This is a genomic window from Acinetobacter sp. GRABPA_MV_2, assembly GCF_056725885.1.
The window spans coordinates 64,738-83,518 of record NZ_JBWZNA010000019.1; the positions used below are offsets into that span (position 1 = coordinate 64,738).

Below are 18,781 nucleotides of genomic sequence, written 5' to 3' on the forward strand. Positions count from 1 at the left end.
AACATGGGCGCGATAACCCCTAAAGAAGATTATTCAAATATTCAAAACCTCACTTTCGATGCAGTTATCGTTGGTGGTGGTGGTTCTGGTATGCGTGCTTCTTACCAACTTGCTCAAGCAGGTTTGAAAGTTGCAGTACTTACTAAAGTTTTCCCAACACGTTCACATACAGTTGCTGCTCAGGGCGGTATTGGTGCGTCGTTAGGTAACATGCAAGAAGATAACTGGCACTTCCACTTTTACGATACGGTAAAAGGATCTGACTGGTTAGGTGACCAAGACGCAATTGAATTTATGTGTCGTGAAGCACCAAAAGTTGTGTATGAACTTGAACACATGGGTATGCCGTTTGACCGTAACGCTGATGGTACAATTTACCAACGTCCGTTCGGTGGTCACTCTGCGAACTATGGTGATAAACCAGTTCCACGTGCTTGTGCTGCTGCTGACCGTACTGGTCACGCATTATTACACACGCTTTATCAAAGCAACGTGAAAATGGGTACTCAGTTCTTCGTTGAATGGATCGCTCTTGATTTGATCCGTAACGAAGCAGGTGATGTTCTTGGTGTAACAGCGATTGACCAAGAAACTGGTAATATCGCAGTATTCCAAGCAAAAGCGACATTGTTTGCTACTGGTGGTGCTGGTCGTGTTTACCGTGCATCAACAAATGCTTATATCAACACTGGTGACGGTCTTGGTATGGCTGCTCGTGCTGGTATTCCATTACAAGATATGGAATTCTGGCAATTCCACCCTACGGGTGTTGCAGGCGCAGGCGTATTGTTAACTGAAGGTTGTCGTGGTGAAGGTGCGATCCTTCGTAACAAAGACGGCGAACCATTCATGGAACGTTATGCACCAACTTTAAAAGACTTGGCTCCACGTGACTTTGTATCACGTTCTATGGACCAAGAAATTAAAGAAGGTCGTGGTTGTGGTCCAAAAGGTGATTATATCTTACTTGATATGACTCACTTGGGCGCTGACACAATCATGAAGCGTTTACCATCTGTATTTGAGATTGGTAAAAAATTCGCGAACGTTGACATTACTAAAGAACCAATTCCTGTAGTACCAACAATCCATTATCAAATGGGTGGTATTCCTACAAATATGCATGGTCAAGTGTGTTTACCCGAAGCAGGTACAGACAACTACACTAAACCTGTAAAAGGTTTCTATGCAATTGGTGAATGTTCTTGTGTATCAGTACATGGTGCGAACCGTTTAGGTACTAACTCACTTCTTGACTTGGTTGTATTTGGTAAAGCTGCTGGTGAGCACATTATCGACTACGTAACTAAGCATCATGGTGATGAATATGCGCCACTTCCAACAAATGTATTAGAGCAAACTTTAGATCGCGTACGTAAGTTGGATGAATCAACTTCTGGTGAAAATGCACAAGAAGTTGCTGATGCGATTCGTGATATCGTTCAAGACCACGCTGGTGTGTTCCGTACTCAAGCTTTGCTTGATAAAGGTGTTAAAGAGATTCTTGCTCTTGAACCACGTGTGCGCAACATTCACTTGAAAGATAAATCTAAAGTATTTAACACTGCACGTGTTGAAGCGCTTGAAGTTGAAAATTTATATGAAGTTGCAAAAGCTACATTAATTTCAGCTGCTGCGCGTAAAGAGTGTCGTGGTGCGCATACAGTAGTTGATTATGAATTGCCAGCTGATCACCCAACTTATTCATACGGTCGTCGTGATGATGAGTGGATGAAGCATACTTTATGGTATTCATCAGATAACCGTTTGGAATATAAGCCAGTGCGCTTCAAACCGTTGACTGTTGATGCAATTCCACCAGCACCACGTACATTCTAATCGGGAGTATAAAGATGAGTAGAGGTACTCGTATATTCGAAATCTACCGCTATGATCCTGATAAGGATAAAGCGCCGTACATGCAAACTTTCAAGCTTGAATTGACTGATAAGCACCGTATGTTGCTTGATGCATTACTTGCTTTGAAGGTTCAAGATGAATCATTAACGTTCCGTCGTTCATGCCGTGAAGGTATTTGTGGTTCGGATGGTGTAAACATTAATGGTAAAAATGGTTTGGCTTGTTTATGGAATTTAAACGACCTACCTGAGAAAATTGTAATTCGTCCATTACCAGGTTTGCCGGTTGTTAAAGATTTGGTTGTTGATATGAACCAATTCTATGATCAATATGACAAAATTCAGCCATTCTTGATCAATAACCAACCAGCTCCACCTAAAGAGCGTTTGCAGTCTCCTGAAGAGCGTGAACACTTAAATGGTTTGTATGAATGTATTCTTTGTGCGTGTTGTTCAACTTCATGCCCATCATTCTGGTGGAACCCTGATAAATTCTTGGGCCCTTCAGCATTGTTGAATGCATACCGTTTTATTATCGACTCTCGTGATACTGCTACTGCAGACCGTTTGGCTCGTCTTGACGATCCATTCAGTTTGTTCCGTTGTAAAGGTATTATGAACTGTGTGTCAGTATGTCCTAAAGGTCTAAACCCTACTAAAGCAATCGGTCACATCCGTAACATGCTATTAGATCAAGCGGGTTAATTCTGCACAAATAGAAAACGCGCATCCTTGATGTGCGTTTTTTTTTAATTTTATAATGTAAACTTTAGACTTTGGTCGAAAAGAGCGAGGATTTTATATATTGCACCATATATTAAAAGATAAAATCGCTTATGTATTTCGCCAATTTATAGGTGGTATGTGTCAAAAAAATCAATCGTTGTTTAAGAACATGATACGATTTGCCACAAAGTTATAGGTGAAAAAAGCGTATACTAGTGAAATTAATTTAAGTAGCACGATCTTAGATCTGTGCTTAATTTTTATGGTTAAAGTCATTTTAGAAAAGTTAATTTTAACGTTAATTTTTCTAAAAAGATTTGCAAAAAATTGCTCGGTTTTAATCGAGTATAAGGTGAGTGATGATGCCATTGAGGGCGTTGTGATTCATTAATTACCTATGGAGTTTTCTCTCTAGGTAGTATGACGCCCCATGGTCTTGAAGACCTGTTGGGTAAGTAATGCCTTTTTTACCAATTTGGCATTATGCATCATGGGTGTGCTTAAAAGGCAGCCTGTAATATTTTTTGCAATAGGAAATGGGTCCACAAATGCAAGAAGTTGCTGACGCATTGCGTCTTGACACTGAACTTTCCGCTGATAGTGCAGCGTATATTGAAGAACTTTACGAGCAGTACCTGACTTCCCCAACCTCTGTAGCTGAGGACTGGCGCCAATATTTCGATAAATATCCAAAGGGTGACCAACCACACAGCGCTGTGCGTGAGCAATTCCTATTACTAGGACGTAATGCTAACCGTGTTCAACCTGTTGTACAAAGTACTGTAAGTACTGAGCATGAGCGTCGTCAAATTGGCGTTTTACAACTTATTGCTGCTTATCGTAATCGCGGACATCAAAAAGCTAAATTAGATCCATTAGGTCTTGCTAAGCGTGAAGAGATTCCAGATTTAGATCTTTCAGCTCACGGTTTAACCAAATCAGATTTAGACACTGTATTTAATACCGGCAATCTTGAAATCGGCAAAAGCGAAGCAACGCTTGCTGAAATGATTGAAGCAATGGAAGCAATCTATTGTGGTTCGATCGGTGTTGAATACATGCATATCGTGGACACAAAAGAAAAACGTTGGATTCAACAACGTCTTGAAAGTGCCCGTGGTAAATTCAATTACACAAATGATCAAAAGAAAGGCTTCTTAGAGCGTTTAACTGCTGCTGAAGGTCTTGAAAAATATCTTGGTAATAAATACGTTGGTGCTAAACGCTTTGGTGTTGAAGGCGGCGAATCTTTTATTCCTATGGTAAACGAGATTATTCAGCGTGCTGGTGCTGTAGGTTGTAAAGAAGTTGTTATCGGTATGCCACACCGTGGCCGTTTAAACCTTCTTGTGAATATTATGGGTAAAAACCCTGCGGACTTATTTGGTGAGTTCGAAGGTAAATCAATTCATAAAAAAGGTTCTGGCGACGTTAAATACCACCAAGGTTTCTCAAGTAATGTAATGACTCCAGGTGGCGAAGTTCACTTGGCATTAGCATTTAACCCATCTCACTTGGAAATTGTTGGTCCTGTAGTTGAAGGTTCTGTACGTGCACGTCAAGTACGTCGTAGAGACATTGGCGGTGATGACGTTTTACCAGTTATTGTTCATGGTGATGCGGCATTTGCAGGTCAGGGCGTGAATATGGAAACCTTCCAAATGTCACAAACTCGTGGCTATACGGTTGGTGGTACAGTTCATATTATTGTGAACAACCAAGTAGGTTTCACAACTTCTGATCCTCGTGATGCGCGTTCTACAGAATACTGTACAGACGTTGCTAAAATGATTCAGGCGCCAATTTTCCATGTAAATGGCGATGATCCTGAAGCTGTTATCTTTGCTACTCAATTAGCACATGATTTCCGCCACGAATTCCGTAAAGATGTTGTTATCGATTTGTTCTGTTATCGTCGTCGTGGCCATAATGAAGCAGATGAGCCATCTGGTACACAACCATTGATGTATCAAGTAATTGCGAAGAAAGCGACTACTCGTACACTTTATGCTGATCAACTTGTTCAAGAGAAAGTACTTGATCGTGCTGAAGCAGACCAAATGGTTGAAGATTACCGTTCTGATTTAGAAGCAGGTAATCATGTAGCAAATGCATTGATTCTTGAACCAAATACCAAAATGTTTGTTGATTGGACTCCATATTTGGGCCATGACTACACAGACGATTGGGATACTTCATTTGACTTAAATCGCTTAAAAGAATTAGGCGAGGGCATGAGCAAACTTCCTGAAGGGTTTGTAATGCAGCGTCAGGTTCAAAAAGTAATTGAAGATCGCGTAAAAATGCAAACTGGTGAAACTCCATTAAACTGGGGTGCAGCAGAAACTTTAGCTTATGCAACTTTATTAGATGAAGATTATCTAGTTCGTATTACTGGTGAAGACGTGGGTCGTGGTACCTTCTCACATCGTCATGCGAAATTGCATAACCAAGCTGATGGTTCAACTTACATTCCTCTTTGTCATGTTAAAGAGAACCAACCACGTTTTGCGATTTATGACTCTCTTTTATCTGAAGAAGCAGTTCTTGCATTTGAATATGGTTACGCAACTACAATTCCTAAGAGCTTGATTATTTGGGAAGCACAATTTGGTGACTTCGTAAACTGTGCTCAAGTTGTGATTGACCAGTTTATTGCTTCTGGTGAGACTAAGTGGGAACGTGTTTGTGGTTTAACAATGTTGTTACCGCACGGTTTCGAAGGTCAAGGTCCAGAACACTCATCAGCTCGTTTAGAACGTTTCTTACAGTTATGTGCTGAAGACAACATGCAAGTGATCACTCCAACGACACCTGCACAGATTTTCCATGCATTACGTCGTCAAGCTGTACGCCCAATTCGTAAGCCATTGATTGTAATGTCACCGAAATCTTTACTTCGTCATAAACTTGCTACTTCTACTTTAGAAGAGCTTGCAAATGGTTCGTTCCAAACTGTAATTGACGAAATCGATCAAATTAACAAGTCAGATGTAACTCGTCTTGTACTTTGTGGCGGTAAAGTTTATTACGACTTACTTGAAAAACGTCGTGAACAAAACTTAACTAATGTCGCAATTGTACGTATTGAACAGTTGTATCCATATCCAGAGCAACGTCTTGCGGAAATCTTGGCTGCATATCCAAACGTGAAAGAACTTGTTTGGGCACAAGAAGAGCCGAAGAACCAAGGCGCATGGTTATTTATCGCACCGCGTTTATATGACGATATCTTAAAATCTGGCAAACAAATCCGTATCAGTTTTGCAGGTCGTGAAGCTTCTGCTGCACCAGCTTGTGGCTCACCGTACTTGCATGCAAAACAACAAGCTCAGCTAATTAATGATGCATTGGCAATCGAAGCTGAACAATCAGGAGATTCTCAATAATGGCAACCGAAATTAAAGCACCGGTATTCCCAGAGTCTGTTGCAGATGGAACCATCGCAACTTGGCACAAAAAGGTGGGTGAACCTGTATCACGCGATGAAGTAATCTGTGATATTGAAACCGACAAAGTTGTTTTAGAAGTTGTTGCTCCTGCAGATGGTAGCTTGGTTGCAATCATTAAAGATGAAGGCGATACAGTTCTTTCTGACGAAGTTATTGCTCAATTTGAAGCTGGTGCTGGCGCAGCTGTTGCTCCTGCAGCAGTAGAACAAGCAGTTGCTCAAACTCAAGCTGGTGCAGCTCCTGTTGTTGAACGTACAGAAACTGTATCTGATCAAGCTCCTGCGGTTCGTAAAGCGTTAACTGAATCTGGTATTGCTGCTGCTGACGTACAAGGTACTGGTCGTGGTGGTCGTATCACTAAAGAAGATGTTGCAAACCATCAAGCTAAACCAGCTGCTAACGTTACTCCATTGAGTGTAGCTGTTGGTGAGCGTATCGAAAAACGTGTTCCAATGACTCGTTTACGTAAGCGTGTAGCTGAACGTCTTCTTGCTGCAACTCAAGAAACTGCAATGTTAACTACATTTAACGAAGTTAACATGAAGCCAATCATGGAATTGCGTAAGCAATATAAAGATGCTTTTGAAAAACGCCATGGTGCTCGTTTAGGCTTCATGTCGTTCTTCGTTAAAGCAGCAACTGAAGCGCTTAAACGCTACCCAGCTGTAAACGCTTCAATTGATGGTGATGATATCGTTTATCACGGTTACTATGACATCGGTGTTGCAGTATCTTCTGATCGTGGTCTTGTTGTACCAGTATTGCGTGATACTGATCGTATGAGCTATGCAGAAGTTGAAGCAGGTATTGCTGCTTACGCTGGTAAAGCACGTGATGGTAAATTATCTATCGAAGAAATGACTGGTGGTACTTTCACAATCACTAATGGTGGTACTTTCGGTTCATTACTTTCAACTCCTATTTTGAACCAACCGCAAACTGGTATCTTGGGTATGCACAAAATCCAAGAGCGTCCTATGGCGGTAAATGGTCAAGTTGAAATCTTGCCAATGATGTATTTAGCACTTTCTTATGACCACCGTATGATCGATGGTAAAGAAGCTGTAGGTTTCTTGGTAGCAATCAAAGAATTGTTAGAAGAACCAGCTAAACTCATCCTTGATCTTTAATTTCTTCGAATAATATTACCGAGGTAGAGTGATCCTCTATCTCGGACCATGGAGATAAACAATGTCTCAACAATTTGATCTTGTTGTTATTGGCGGTGGTCCTGGTGGTTATGAAGCTGCGATTCGTGCTGCTCAACTAGGTTTTAAAGTCGCTTGTATCGAAAAACGTATTCACAACGGTAAGCCATCTTTAGGTGGTACATGCTTAAACGTAGGTTGTATTCCTTCTAAAGCATTACTTGATTCTTCTCACCGTTATGAAGATACAGTACATCACTTAGCTGATCACGGTATCACTACAGGTGAAGTGAATTTTGATCTTGCTAAGCTTCTTGCTCGTAAAGACAAAATTGTTGACCAATTAACTGGTGGTATCGATCAATTGCTTAAAGGCAATGGCATTGAATGGTTAAAAGGTACAGGTAAATTACTTGCTGGTAAAAAAGTTGAGTTCGTTTCTCATGAGGGTGAAACTCAAGTTTTAGAACCTAAATACGTTATTCTTGCGTCTGGTTCTGTACCTGTAAATATTCCAGTAGCTCCTGTAGATCAAGATATTATTGTTGATTCAACTGGTGCATTGAACTTCCCAGAAGTACCTAAGCGTTTAGGTGTAATTGGTGCAGGTGTAATCGGTTTAGAGCTTGGTTCTGTTTGGCGTCGTCTTGGTGCTGAAGTTGTTGTTTTTGAAGCAATGGATGCATTCCTACCAATGGCTGATAAAGCTTTGGCAAAAGACTACCAAAAACTTTTAACTAAGCAAGGTCTTGATATTCGTATCGGTGCTAAAGTTTCTGGTACTGAAATTAATGGTCGTGAAGTGACTGTTAAATACACTCAAGGCGGCGAAGAAAAAACTCAAACTTTTGACAAGTTAATCGTTTGTGTTGGCCGTAAAGCTTATGCTGAAGGTTTATTGGCTGAAGATTCAGGCATTAAATTGACTGAACGTGGTCTAGTAGAAGTAAACGATCACTGTGCAACTTCTGTAGAAGGTGTTTATGCGATTGGTGACTTGGTTCGCGGTCCAATGCTTGCTCATAAAGCAATGGAAGAAGGTGTAATGGCTGTTGAGCGTATCCACGGTCATGCAGCTCAAGTGAACTATGACACAATCATTTCAGTTATCTATACACATCCGGAAGCGGCGTGGGTTGGTTTAACTGAAGAACAAGCTAAAGAAAAAGGTCATGAAGTTAAAACTGGTCAATTCGGTTTTGCTGTAAATGGTCGTGCTTTAGCAGCGGGTGAAGGTGCTGGTTTTGTTAAGTTTGTTGCTGATGCAAAAACTGACCGTTTATTAGGTATGCATGTTATTGGACCTGCTGCATCTGATATCGTACACCAAGGTATGATCGCTCTTGAATTTGTATCTTCAGTTGAAGATCTTCAGTTGATGACTTTTGGTCACCCAACATTCTCTGAAGTTGTTCATGAAGCTGCACTTGCTGTAGATGGTCGTGCAATTCACGCGATTCAACGTAAGCGTAAATAAAATAAAGAGCGGGTTCTCCGCTCTTTTTCACATTCGATGGTGTGATTAAAAAAGCATCAAGGTGAAAGACGTAGACAGCAATTTGTATATGTAACATGAGAATGTTGCGCAAATTGAAGACAACAAACAAAGTTAAGTAGGTAACTAAATGAACTTACATGAGTATCAAGCTAAAGCGTTATTGAAAGAATATGGTATGCCAGTACAAGAAGGTATCTTGGCTACCAATGCAGACGAAGCAGTTGCTGCATTTGAACAGCTTGGTGGTAAATTCGCGGTAATGAAAGCGCAAGTTCATGCTGGTGGTCGTGGTAAGGCTGGTGGCGTTAAAGTTGCAAAATCTAAAGAAGATGTTATCGAATTTGCAAACAATATCATTGGTACTCGTCTTGTAACGTATCAAACAGATGCAAATGGTCAACCAGTAAACAGCATCATTGTTGCTGAAGACGTATATCCAGTTGAGCGTGAGCTTTATTTGGGCGCGGTTGTAGACCGTTCTAGCCGTCGTATTACTTTCATGGCTTCTACAGAAGGTGGTGTAGAAATCGAGAAAGTTGCAGAAGAAACTCCAGAAAAAATTATCAAAGTTGAAGTTGATCCATTAGTTGGCTTACAACCATTCCAAGCACGTGAAGTAGCGTTTGCTTTAGGTTTGAAAGACAAGCAAATCGGTCAATTTGTAAAAATCATGACAGCTGCTTACCAAGCATTTGTTGAAAATGACTTTGCATTATTTGAAATTAACCCACTTTCAGTTCGTGAAAATGGCGAAATTTTATGTGTAGACGCGAAAGTAGGTATCGATTCTAACGCGCTTTACCGTTTACCTAAAGTTGCTGCTTTACGTGACAAATCTCAAGAGAATGAGCGTGAATTAAAAGCATCTGAATTTGATCTTAACTATGTTGCTTTAGAAGGTAACATCGGTTGTATGGTTAACGGTGCTGGTCTTGCAATGGCAACTATGGACATCATTAAACTTTATGGTGGTCAGCCTGCAAACTTCCTTGACGTTGGTGGCGGCGCAACTAAAGAGCGTGTAATCGAAGCGTTCAAAATCATCCTTGCTGATACATCTGTACAAGGTGTTTTAATCAACATCTTCGGTGGTATCGTACGTTGTGACATGATTGCTGAAGCGATTATTGCAGCGGTTCAAGAAGTAAATGTAACTGTTCCAGTTGTTGTTCGTTTAGAAGGTAACAACGCTGAGTTAGGTGCTAAATTACTTGATGAATCTGGTTTGAAATTAATTTCTGCAAACGGCTTGTCTGATGCCGCAGAAAAAGTTGTAGCTGCAGTTAAAGCGTAAGGGGAGTATCAATCATGAGCGTATTAATTAATAAAGACACTAAAGTATTGGTACAAGGTTTTACTGGTAAAAACGGTACTTTCCACTCTGCACAAGCTTTAGACTACGGTACAAAAGTTGTTGGTGGTGTTACTCCAGGTAAAGGTGGTACAACTCACCTTGACTTACCAGTATTCAACACAATGAAAGAAGCTGTACGTGAAACAAATGCAGATGCATCTGTAATCTATGTACCAGCTCCATTCGTTTTAGACTCAATCGTTGAAGCGGTTGATTCGGGTGTTGGCCTAATCGTTGTGATCACTGAAGGTGTTCCAACAATCGACATGCTTAAAGCAAAACGCTATTTAGAAACTAACGGTAACGGTACTCGTTTAGTTGGTCCTAACTGTCCAGGCGTGATCACTCCGGGCGAATGTAAGATTGGTATTATGCCTGGTCACATTCACCAACCAGGTCGTATTGGTATCATCTCACGTTCAGGTACATTGACTTATGAAGCTGTTGCTCAAACAACTAAGCTTGGTTTAGGTCAATCTACTTGTATCGGTATCGGCGGTGACCCAATCCCAGGTATGAACCAAATCGAAGCGCTTCAATTGTTCCAAGACGATCCAGATACTGATGCAATCATCATGATCGGTGAGATCGGTGGTACAGCGGAAGAAGAAGCTGCTGAATTCATCAAATCTAACGTGACTAAACCTGTAGTAGGTTACATTGCTGGTGTAACTGCTCCTAAAGGTAAGCGTATGGGTCACGCTGGTGCGATCATTTCTGGTGGTCAAGGTACTGCTGAAGAGAAATTTGCTGCATTTGAAAAAGCAGGTATGGCTTACACTCGTAGCCCAGCTGAGCTTGGTTCAACTATGTTGCAAGTTTTAAAAGAGAAAGGTTTAGCTTAATCGCTTTACCCTGAATCTTAAAAAGCACCGCATCTGAAAAATGATGCGGTGCTTTTTTATTTAAAAATAAGAGTTTTTATAAGTATAGCTAATTCATAAATAAAATTTTTAGGCAAAAAAAATACGCAATGATTGGGGTGATCATTGCGTAGAACAACGAATCTGTAAAAACAGTTTCGGTTTAAGGAGAAATGTCGTGAGGCTCATATGATGTAACCTACATAGAGGATAATAGATAAAGTTAAGATATTCTTCATCGCTATTAGCGTTAATAAGTGTTACTTCACGTTAATAGGGTAAAAGCCTGTGAATGGCTATCAATACATTAGTAATTCTAAAAAATGAATATTATTGAATCTAATAAATAAAAAAAGCCCCGAAGGGCTTTTATTTTCTAAAGAGAATTAAAATTTAAATAAACCTAAACCATCTTTAACTTCGTCTAAAGTCTGTTGAGTAATAAGACGGCACTTATCTGTACCTTGACGTAAAACATCCATAATATAGTCAGGATCTTTAGCAAGCTCTTCGCGACGTTCACGAATAGGTGTAATTAATTCTTTTAACACACCTTCAAGGCGTTTTTTTACCGTACCATCACCAAGACCACCGCGACGATAGTGAGCTTTTAATTCTTCAACTTCTTCTTTATTTGGGTCAAATGCATCTAAATATGTAAATACAATATTGCCTTCAACTTGACCTGGATCTTCAATACGAAGGTGATTTGGATCAGTGTACATCGCATTTACAGCTTTTTTAATGTCTTTATCAGAAGCATTTAAAACGATGGTATTGCCTAATGATTTAGACATTTTCGCTTTACCATCAAAACCAGGTAAACGAGCCATATTAGAAAGCAAAGCTTTACATTCAGGCAAAAGATCTTGACCGATTTGGCGATTTACTCGACGTACGATTTCATTCGTTTGTTCAATCATTGGAATCTGATCTTCACCTACTGGAACCACAGTTGCTTTGAAAGCAGTAATGTCAGCCGCTTGTGCAACAGGGTAGCAGAGGAAACCAGCTGGAATGTCACGCTCGAAACCACGCATTTGAATTTCAGATTTAATGGTCGGGTTACGTTCTAAACGCGCAACTGTCACAAAGTTAAGATAGAGCATTGTGAGTTCATTGAGTGCTGGCAAGCAAGATTGAACACAAATAGTAGTTTTTGTTGGATCAATGCCTACAGCTAAATAATCTAGAGCAACTTCTAAAATATTACGACGAACTTTATCTGGATTATCTGCATTATCTGTTAATGCTTGTGCATCTGCTAATAAGAGATGTTGATGATGGCTATCCTGTAAACCTACACGAGAACGCAAAGAACCGACAAAGTGCCCAAGATGAAGTTGTCCGGTTGGGCGGTCGCCTGTCAAAATAATTGGACGCTGATCAACATTACTCATTATTTATTCCACTATCGTATTAACTTAATCAGGGGTAGTAAGCCCTGTAATATAAAAGATTGGCATTATTGTACGGGAAATAAATTTTTTTCGTCAGCGATTGGGGAAACTTTTCTTAAAATAATATTGTGAATTTATTCAGTAAAATTACAGAAATTCAAAAAAATCATCTTACAATAGTCTAATAAATACAAACTTGGATAAGAAATGGCGAGTGGCTTACTTTTATTACTAGATGATATAGCAACAATTTTAGATGATGTTGCTTTAATGAGCAAAATGGCAGCAAAGAAAACTGCCGGAGTTTTAGGTGACGATTTGGCCTTAAATGCTCAGCAAGTAACAGGTGTGCGCGCAGATCGCGAACTGCCTATTGTTTGGAAGGTGGCTAAAGGCTCCTTTGTTAATAAGCTTATTTTAGTTCCTTTAGCATTATTGATTAGTGTGATTGCGCCTTGGCTTATTAATCCACTATTAATGCTCGGGGGCTTATTTTTATGTTATGAGGGAGTAGAGAAAGTTCTTCATACCATTATGCATAAAAAAGCTTCTACATCAGAGGAAGCAAAAGCAGAGCTTGAAAATGAAGAATTAGACTTGGCAACTTTTGAAAAAGAAAAAATAAAAGGAGCAGTAAGAACTGATTTTATTTTATCGGCTGAGATCGTCGTGATTACGCTGGGTACAGTTGCTACGGCTACTTTAATGACTAAGGTAAGCGTTTTAAGTGTTATTGCTGTTGTGATGACGATTGGCGTTTATGGTTTGGTTGGCATGATTGTTAAGATTGATGATTTGGGATTATATTTAACAGAACAGTCGACCTCATTTAAGCAAACTATAGGTCGAGGCCTATTAGCTTTTGCTCCTATTTTGATGAAATTACTTTCAATCGTGGGCACTATTGCAATGTTTTTAGTGGGTGGCGGAATTATTAATCATACGATTCCGTTACTTCATCATTTAACTGAAGATACAGTGGATCATGTAGAAACAATACCAGCAGTAGGTAATATCATTGGGGCTTTAACACCCACACTGATTAACTTTGGAATAGGACTGGTTGCTGGTGCAATTGTTTTATTAATTGTGAGCTTAATACAAAAAATGTGGCCTAAAAAAGCATCGGGTTCATGATGCCATTCTAAAAAGAAGAGGGAAATTATGCGCTGGAAAGGTCGACGAATTAGTAGCAATGTTGAGGACCGCCGTGGTGGTGGCGGTGTTAGAGCTGGCGGTATTAGTATTATTGGTCTGGTTGTTGCATTTGTTGCGTGGAAGTTCTTTGGTGTTGATCCACAGCAGGCTTATCAAGCAACTCAGCAGGTTACTGCTTCACAACAATCAAATGCAACTGCGCCAGAAAGTTTAACAGCCGAGCAAAAAGAAGCCTCCGATTTTGTTGGAACGGTTTTGGCTGATACAGAGGACGTCTGGACTCCTATATTTAAACAGTTAGGTAAAAGCTATACACCACCTAAATTAGTTTTATTTAGTGGAATGATTCAGTCTGGATGTGGCACAGCTCAATCTGCGATGGGGCCATTTTATTGTCCTGCAGATCAAAAGGTTTATATCGATACAGAATTCTTTAAAGATATGCGTCAGCAAATGGGAATTTCTGGAGAACAAAACCAAACTGAACTTTCTAGGGAAGATCAGGCTGGAGATTTTGCTCAAGCTTATGTTGTCGCACATGAGGTAGGGCATCATGTTCAAACTTTGCTTGGTATCTCATCGCAAGTACAGCAAGCTCGTGCACAAGTCAGTCAAAGAGAAGGTAATCAATTGTCTGTTCGTCAAGAATTACAAGCTGACTGTTTAGCGGGCATTTGGGCGAGTCATAATCAACAGCGAACTCAATTTTTAGAGCAAGGTGACATTGAAGAGGCTATGGATGCTGCTCAAAAAATTGGAGATGATTATTTACAAAAGCGTTCTACAGGTCAGGTCGTTCCGGATAGCTTTACTCATGGTAGTAGTGAACAGCGAATGCACTGGTTCCAAGTGGGTTTAAAAACTGGTGATATTAACCAATGCGATACTTTTAACAATCCAGTTTAAAAAATTATAGGATGAGTCTTGTTAAACATATTTAATAAGCTCATCTTTTTCTTTAGATTAAAACTATAAATAATGTTAAGAAATTTAACTGATTGATAGATTGTTCTATCAATTCGGTAAACTTGTGTCCTAATTTCTATTTTTTATGATTATGGCATTGTTTATGTCAGCTTTTTATTGAGTTAGGTCGATTTAGCAAAGTTTTTATTTGGTCGTTGACCCAGAAGAAGGGTATTCATGGGTAATTTTTTTCTACTACAAGCATTCACTGTGGTTTTTGCATTATCAATAGCAACCACTATCTTTAATAAGCGTATTTTAGGCTTTCCACAGGCGATTGGTGTACCTCTGGTCTCAGCAATTTTTGTCTTTATTTTACAGTGGGGGGCCAGCCTACTAAACGGTAATCAATTTATTACCATTAATATTCATAATATTGAAGAAGCAGTTCGCCATATCGATTTTTATGATTTTTTAATTAATGGTGTTATTTGTTTTATTCTAACTTCTTCAGCACTCAAATTTAAAATCTCAGATCTAAAAAGTTATTGGAAACAAATTAGTATTTTGGCAACGATTGCTTTAGTGCTTTGCGCCGTATTGTTTGGCAGTTTGCTTTACGGATTCCAATTACTTGTTGGATATCATGTGCCAATTCTGGTGCTGTTACTTTTAGGCGCAGCTTTAGGGGCAACAGACCCAATTGGTATTAAAGGTGTACTTAGTTCAATTCGCGCGCCTCATCATTTAATTGTTAAGTTAGAAGGTGAATCATTATTTAATGATGCAATGTGTATTGCATTGTTTATGACTTTGCTCAATGTTTTACAGGGTGAACATTTCTCATTGATGGCGACATTAGAAGCTCTACTCTATGAAATTGTTGTTGCTGTGGGGGTTGGTTGGGCATTTGGGGTCGGGGTGTTACGTTTATTACGTGGTAAACATGAAATGGAGTCCCTGATTTTAACAACGGCTTTGCTTGCGAGTGGAGCATATTTAGTTGCTTTGTTTGCACATGCATCAGCACCGATTGCTTGTGTAATTGGTGGTTTAATTGTTGGAAACAAATGGAAAGAAATACGAGAAGAGCGAGAGATTCAAGAAGTTAATCATTTCTGGCATACAGTAGAAGGAATTATTAACTCATTCTTATTTACTTTAATTGGCTTAGAGTTATTTATCCTTGATTTAAACTTTAGCTTGATTTTAGGCGGTATTGTTGCGTTCTTTATTCTTCATATTTCTCGCTTTGCTGCTAATTTTATGGCTTTTGCCTTTTTTCCGAATATGCGGAAAATGAAAAGTTACAACGGTAGTTTGACCATTCTCTCTTGGGGTGGGGTACGAGGAGGAATTTCACTTGCATTGATTTTAGCAGTAGCCAATATCCCCGCCTTAAGTCCCTATAGTAGTATCTTGATTGGTTATACATTTATTAGTGTACTGTTATCAGGTATTGTGTGCGGCCTAGGCTTACCAGCTGTGATGAATGCTTTTTATTACAATCCCAATGAAGAAACTGAAGGCTTAAAAGGTTTCTATCAAAGATTGTGCCATAAGATGAATAGAAGAGGTTTTCAGTATATTGTTGGAGAGGATGCGTTGGGTAGGGAAACAATCACCGTTTTTAATCCAGATATTCTTGTAGACCAAAAAACTGAGGATGGAATTGCAACAATGCATGACCCGAATAAGTTACAAGAAGTAAAAAGATTTGAGAGTCCTGATAATTTCTAAATATAAACAGTTTTAAATTTTATAAGATATTTAAAAATGAGGTTTTAGTGTAATAGTTAAATATTACCTAGAGCCTTTTTTTTCTATATATATCATTAATAATATATTTTATTTTATTAAGATATTAATAATTGTTATATGAATATTTTAATTAAATTATTTTTCAACAAATGGTAAATAGAAAAATAATAAATTTGTTTTATATATAAAACGTTTAACGTGATTTTTCATTAAATTAACATAAGAAAAACTTAACGAAGACTTATATATAATTTCTATTAATTAAAATTTTTTCTTTAGGTACTTTAGTATTTGTTTTTTTTATTTTAAAGTGTTTAATGTAAAAATGATCACATTACTTAATGTTTTTAAGTTGTAGGTCAAAAACTTAGAAAGATTAAGTAAAAAGAATTATACATAAAATCATTTAAATCAATAATATAAAAGGAATATAGATATGCCTGAAATACAAATTATTGCTAAGGACAATCATAAAACCTTAGCAACAACAGAGGGAACTTCTGCAAAACTTTCAGAAGCATCGGTCGTATTGGTAAAAGTAGCTGCCAGTGATGTGTTGGTAGTAAATAGGGAGGGTACCAATGCAGTTATTCGGCTAAAAAATGGCCAAACCATTGTTATTGAAGACTTCTTTAGTGGGACAGCTGAGCCTAAAGATAACAGCCTGGTTTTTCAAGATGAAAATGGACAGTTGATTTGGGCAAAATTCAAAGATGCTGAAAATGATGCGGACGCCGATGCTGATGCGGACGCTGATGCTGACAGTGATGTGGAACCACAAGCACTGGTAGCTGAGGATTTACCTGCTGCTTTACCGGCAGAAGCACCACAAGAGTTGGTATCTGACGTTATTTACCAGCCTATTTCCTCAATAGAACCATTACTTTATCACGATGCAGGTGTAAACCCATGGTTGTGGGCAGCTATTCCTTTAGTTGCGGGCGGTATTATCGCTGCAGCATCGAATAGTGATAATGATGATGACTCAACACCTGCTGACACCACTCCACCAAATACAGATGGAGTCACTTTCTCGGTTGATCCTGTTACTTCAGATAACGTAATTAATGCATCAGAAGCAGCAGGTAATGTCACGATTACTGGTGTTCTGAAAAACATTCCAGCAGATGCGGCTACTACAGCCGTTACAGTTGTTATTAATGGGGTAACTTATAATGCAACTGTAGATAGAACAGCAGGCACATGGACAGTAAGCGTACCTGGTAGTGGTTTAATAGCTGATGCAGATAAAACCATTGATGCTACTGTAACGTTTACAGATGCGGCAGGTAATAGCAGTACTGTTAAAGATACTCAAACTTATACGATTGATACGGCTGCACCGAATGCACCGGTGATTGACCCAGTTAACGGGACAGACCCGATTACAGGTACAGCAGAACCTGGTTCAACAGTAACTGTGACATATCCAGACGGTAGTACAGCAAGTGTTGTAGCAGGACCGGATGGTAGTTGGACTGTGCCAAACCCTGGTCTGAATGATGGCGATGAAGTTGAGGCGATTGCTACAGATCCAGCAGGCAATCCATCAGGCCCAACAACAGCTGTTGTTGATGCAGTTGGTCCAAATACGGATGGTGTTAACTTTGCTGTTGATTCGGTAACAGCTGATAATGTGATTAATGCATCAGAAGCAGCAGGTAATGTCACGATTACTGGTATTCTGAAAAACGTTCCTTCAGATGCGGCTACTACAGCCGTTACAGTTGTTATTAATGGGGTAACTTATAATGCAACTGTAAATAGTGCAGCAGGTACATGGACAGTAAGTGTACCGGGCAGCGGGTTGGTTGCTGATACAGATAAAACGATTGATGCCAAAGTAACCTTTACTGATGCAGCAGGTAATAGTAGCACTGTTAACGATACTCAAACCTATACACTGGATACGGCAGCTCCTGCAGCACCAGTGATTGACCCAGTTAATGGGACAGACCCGATTACAGGTACAGCAGAACCTGGTTCAACAGTAACAGTAACTTACCCTAATGGTAACACAGCAACAGTTGTTGCAGGACCGGATGGTAGCTGGTCAGTACCAAACCCTGGTCTGAATGATGGAGATGAAGTTGAGGCGATTGCTACAGATCCCGCAGGTAATCCATCTTTACCAGATACAGCTACTGTTGATGCAGTTGCACCGACAGTTGTTATAACTGATCTATTAACGAATGACAGCACCCCAGCACTTACCGGTACAGTGAACGATCCAACAGCAATAGTGGTTGTGAATGTGGATGGTGTTGACTATCCAGCGACTAACAATGGTGACGGCACCTGGACGCTTGCAGACAATACACTTCCTGCGTTAACCGATGGTCCGCACACCATTACCGTGACGGCAACAGATGCAGCAGGTAATGCGGGTACCGATACAGCAGTGGTGACAGTTGATACAACAGCACCAGCAGTACCAGTGATTGACCCGGTTAACGGGACAGATCCAATTACAGGTACAGCAGAACCTGGTTCAACTGTGACGGTGACATATCCAGATGGTAGTACGGCAAGTGTTGTAGCAGGACCAGATGGTAGTTGGACTGTGCCAAACCCAGGCTTAAATGATGGTGACACGGTAACAGCAGTAACAGAAGATCCTGCGGGCAATACCTCAGGTCCAGCAACAGCTGTGGTG

General features: G+C 39.7%; 13 protein-coding genes. 12 read left to right on the top strand and 1 reads right to left on the bottom strand.

Annotated features, from left to right (window positions below; genetic code table 11):
• Positions 1-3: 3 nt before the first annotated feature.
• The 8 genes from sdhA (at position 4) to sucD (ending at position 10,882) form a co-directional block, all read left to right on the top strand.
• A complete protein-coding gene (sdhA, locus tag ACXM0J_RS15275; RefSeq protein ID WP_002116225.1) occupies positions 4-1,839 on the top strand; it encodes a succinate dehydrogenase flavoprotein subunit in 1,836 nt (611 codons plus the stop codon).
• Between the two features lie 14 nt (positions 1,840-1,853).
• Positions 1,854-2,564, top strand: coding sequence for a succinate dehydrogenase iron-sulfur subunit (locus ACXM0J_RS15280; RefSeq protein WP_086265651.1), 711 nt, complete (start codon positions 1,854-1,856; stop codon positions 2,562-2,564).
• Between the two features lie 283 nt (positions 2,565-2,847).
• Positions 2,848-2,976 carry a hypothetical protein gene (locus ACXM0J_RS15285; protein ID WP_086265650.1) on the top strand — a complete coding sequence of 43 codons (129 nt, stop codon included), beginning with the start codon at positions 2,848-2,850 and terminating at the stop codon, positions 2,974-2,976.
• Between the two features lie 157 nt (positions 2,977-3,133).
• Complete coding sequence (locus ACXM0J_RS15290) at positions 3,134-5,974, top strand: 2-oxoglutarate dehydrogenase E1 component (protein WP_039763331.1); 2,841 nt, start codon at positions 3,134-3,136, stop codon at positions 5,972-5,974.
• Positions 5,974-7,167, top strand: a complete 1,194-nt coding sequence (gene odhB / locus ACXM0J_RS15295) for a 2-oxoglutarate dehydrogenase complex dihydrolipoyllysine-residue succinyltransferase (protein WP_086265649.1) — start codon at positions 5,974-5,976, stop codon at positions 7,165-7,167. Before ACXM0J_RS15290 ends, odhB begins: the two co-directional genes overlap by 1 nt.
• 61 nt (positions 7,168-7,228) lie before the next feature.
• Complete coding sequence (lpdA, locus tag ACXM0J_RS15300; protein WP_017386755.1) at positions 7,229-8,662, top strand: dihydrolipoyl dehydrogenase; 1,434 nt, start codon at positions 7,229-7,231, stop codon at positions 8,660-8,662.
• 148 nt (positions 8,663-8,810) lie between these two features.
• On the top strand, positions 8,811-9,977 hold the full coding sequence (gene sucC / locus ACXM0J_RS15305) for an ADP-forming succinate--CoA ligase subunit beta (protein WP_001048573.1): 1,167 nt from the start codon (positions 8,811-8,813) through the stop codon (positions 9,975-9,977).
• A 14-nt stretch (positions 9,978-9,991) separates the two neighbouring features.
• Positions 9,992-10,882 (top strand): succinate--CoA ligase subunit alpha, encoded by an 891-nt coding sequence (sucD, locus tag ACXM0J_RS15310; protein ID WP_000114637.1) that lies wholly within the window; start codon positions 9,992-9,994, stop codon positions 10,880-10,882.
• Positions 10,883-11,286: 404 nt separating this feature from the next.
• Here sucD and trpS read toward each other — a convergent pair whose 3' ends face one another.
• On the bottom strand, positions 11,287-12,300 hold the full coding sequence (gene trpS, locus ACXM0J_RS15315) for a tryptophan--tRNA ligase (protein WP_002116097.1): 1,014 nt from the start codon (positions 12,298-12,300) through the stop codon (positions 11,287-11,289).
• Between the two features lie 207 nt (positions 12,301-12,507).
• On the opposite strand from trpS, the gene ACXM0J_RS15320 reads away from it, so the two are divergent.
• From ACXM0J_RS15320 to ACXM0J_RS15335, 4 genes are all read left to right on the top strand, one after another.
• A complete protein-coding gene (locus ACXM0J_RS15320) occupies positions 12,508-13,437 on the top strand; it encodes a DUF808 domain-containing protein (protein ID WP_014207473.1) in 930 nt (309 codons plus the stop codon).
• 27 nt (positions 13,438-13,464) lie between these two features.
• A complete protein-coding gene (gene ypfJ / locus ACXM0J_RS15325; protein WP_086265648.1) occupies positions 13,465-14,364 on the top strand; it encodes a KPN_02809 family neutral zinc metallopeptidase in 900 nt (299 codons plus the stop codon).
• 237 nt (positions 14,365-14,601) lie between these two features.
• Positions 14,602-16,104: a cation:proton antiporter gene (locus ACXM0J_RS15330; protein WP_086265647.1), complete on the top strand. Its 1,503-nt coding sequence runs from the start codon at positions 14,602-14,604 to the stop codon at positions 16,102-16,104.
• Between the two features lie 457 nt (positions 16,105-16,561).
• On the top strand, positions 16,562-18,781 hold a 2,220-nt coding region (locus tag ACXM0J_RS15335; protein WP_304457402.1), incomplete at its 3' end, for a BapA/Bap/LapF family prefix-like domain-containing protein.

What these genes read in the sequence shown, in the direction of transcription:
- sdhA (WP_002116225.1), top strand. Translation starts at nt 4, where the DNA reads ATGGGCGCGATAACCCCTAAAGAAGATTATTCAAATATTCAAAACCTC.
- ACXM0J_RS15280 (WP_086265651.1), top strand. Translation starts at nt 1,854, where the DNA reads ATGAGTAGAGGTACTCGTATATTCGAAATCTACCGCTATGATCCTGAT.
- ACXM0J_RS15285 (WP_086265650.1), top strand. Translation starts at nt 2,848, where the DNA reads ATGGTTAAAGTCATTTTAGAAAAGTTAATTTTAACGTTAATTTTTCTA.
- ACXM0J_RS15290 (WP_039763331.1), top strand. Translation starts at nt 3,134, where the DNA reads ATGCAAGAAGTTGCTGACGCATTGCGTCTTGACACTGAACTTTCCGCT.
- odhB (WP_086265649.1), top strand. Translation starts at nt 5,974, where the DNA reads ATGGCAACCGAAATTAAAGCACCGGTATTCCCAGAGTCTGTTGCAGAT.
- lpdA (WP_017386755.1), top strand. Translation starts at nt 7,229, where the DNA reads ATGTCTCAACAATTTGATCTTGTTGTTATTGGCGGTGGTCCTGGTGGT.
- sucC (WP_001048573.1), top strand. Translation starts at nt 8,811, where the DNA reads ATGAACTTACATGAGTATCAAGCTAAAGCGTTATTGAAAGAATATGGT.
- sucD (WP_000114637.1), top strand. Translation starts at nt 9,992, where the DNA reads ATGAGCGTATTAATTAATAAAGACACTAAAGTATTGGTACAAGGTTTT.
- trpS (WP_002116097.1), bottom strand. Translation starts at nt 12,300, where the DNA reads ATGAGTAATGTTGATCAGCGTCCAATTATTTTGACAGGCGACCGCCCA.
- ACXM0J_RS15320 (WP_014207473.1), top strand. Translation starts at nt 12,508, where the DNA reads ATGGCGAGTGGCTTACTTTTATTACTAGATGATATAGCAACAATTTTA.
- ypfJ (WP_086265648.1), top strand. Translation starts at nt 13,465, where the DNA reads ATGCGCTGGAAAGGTCGACGAATTAGTAGCAATGTTGAGGACCGCCGT.
- ACXM0J_RS15330 (WP_086265647.1), top strand. Translation starts at nt 14,602, where the DNA reads ATGGGTAATTTTTTTCTACTACAAGCATTCACTGTGGTTTTTGCATTA.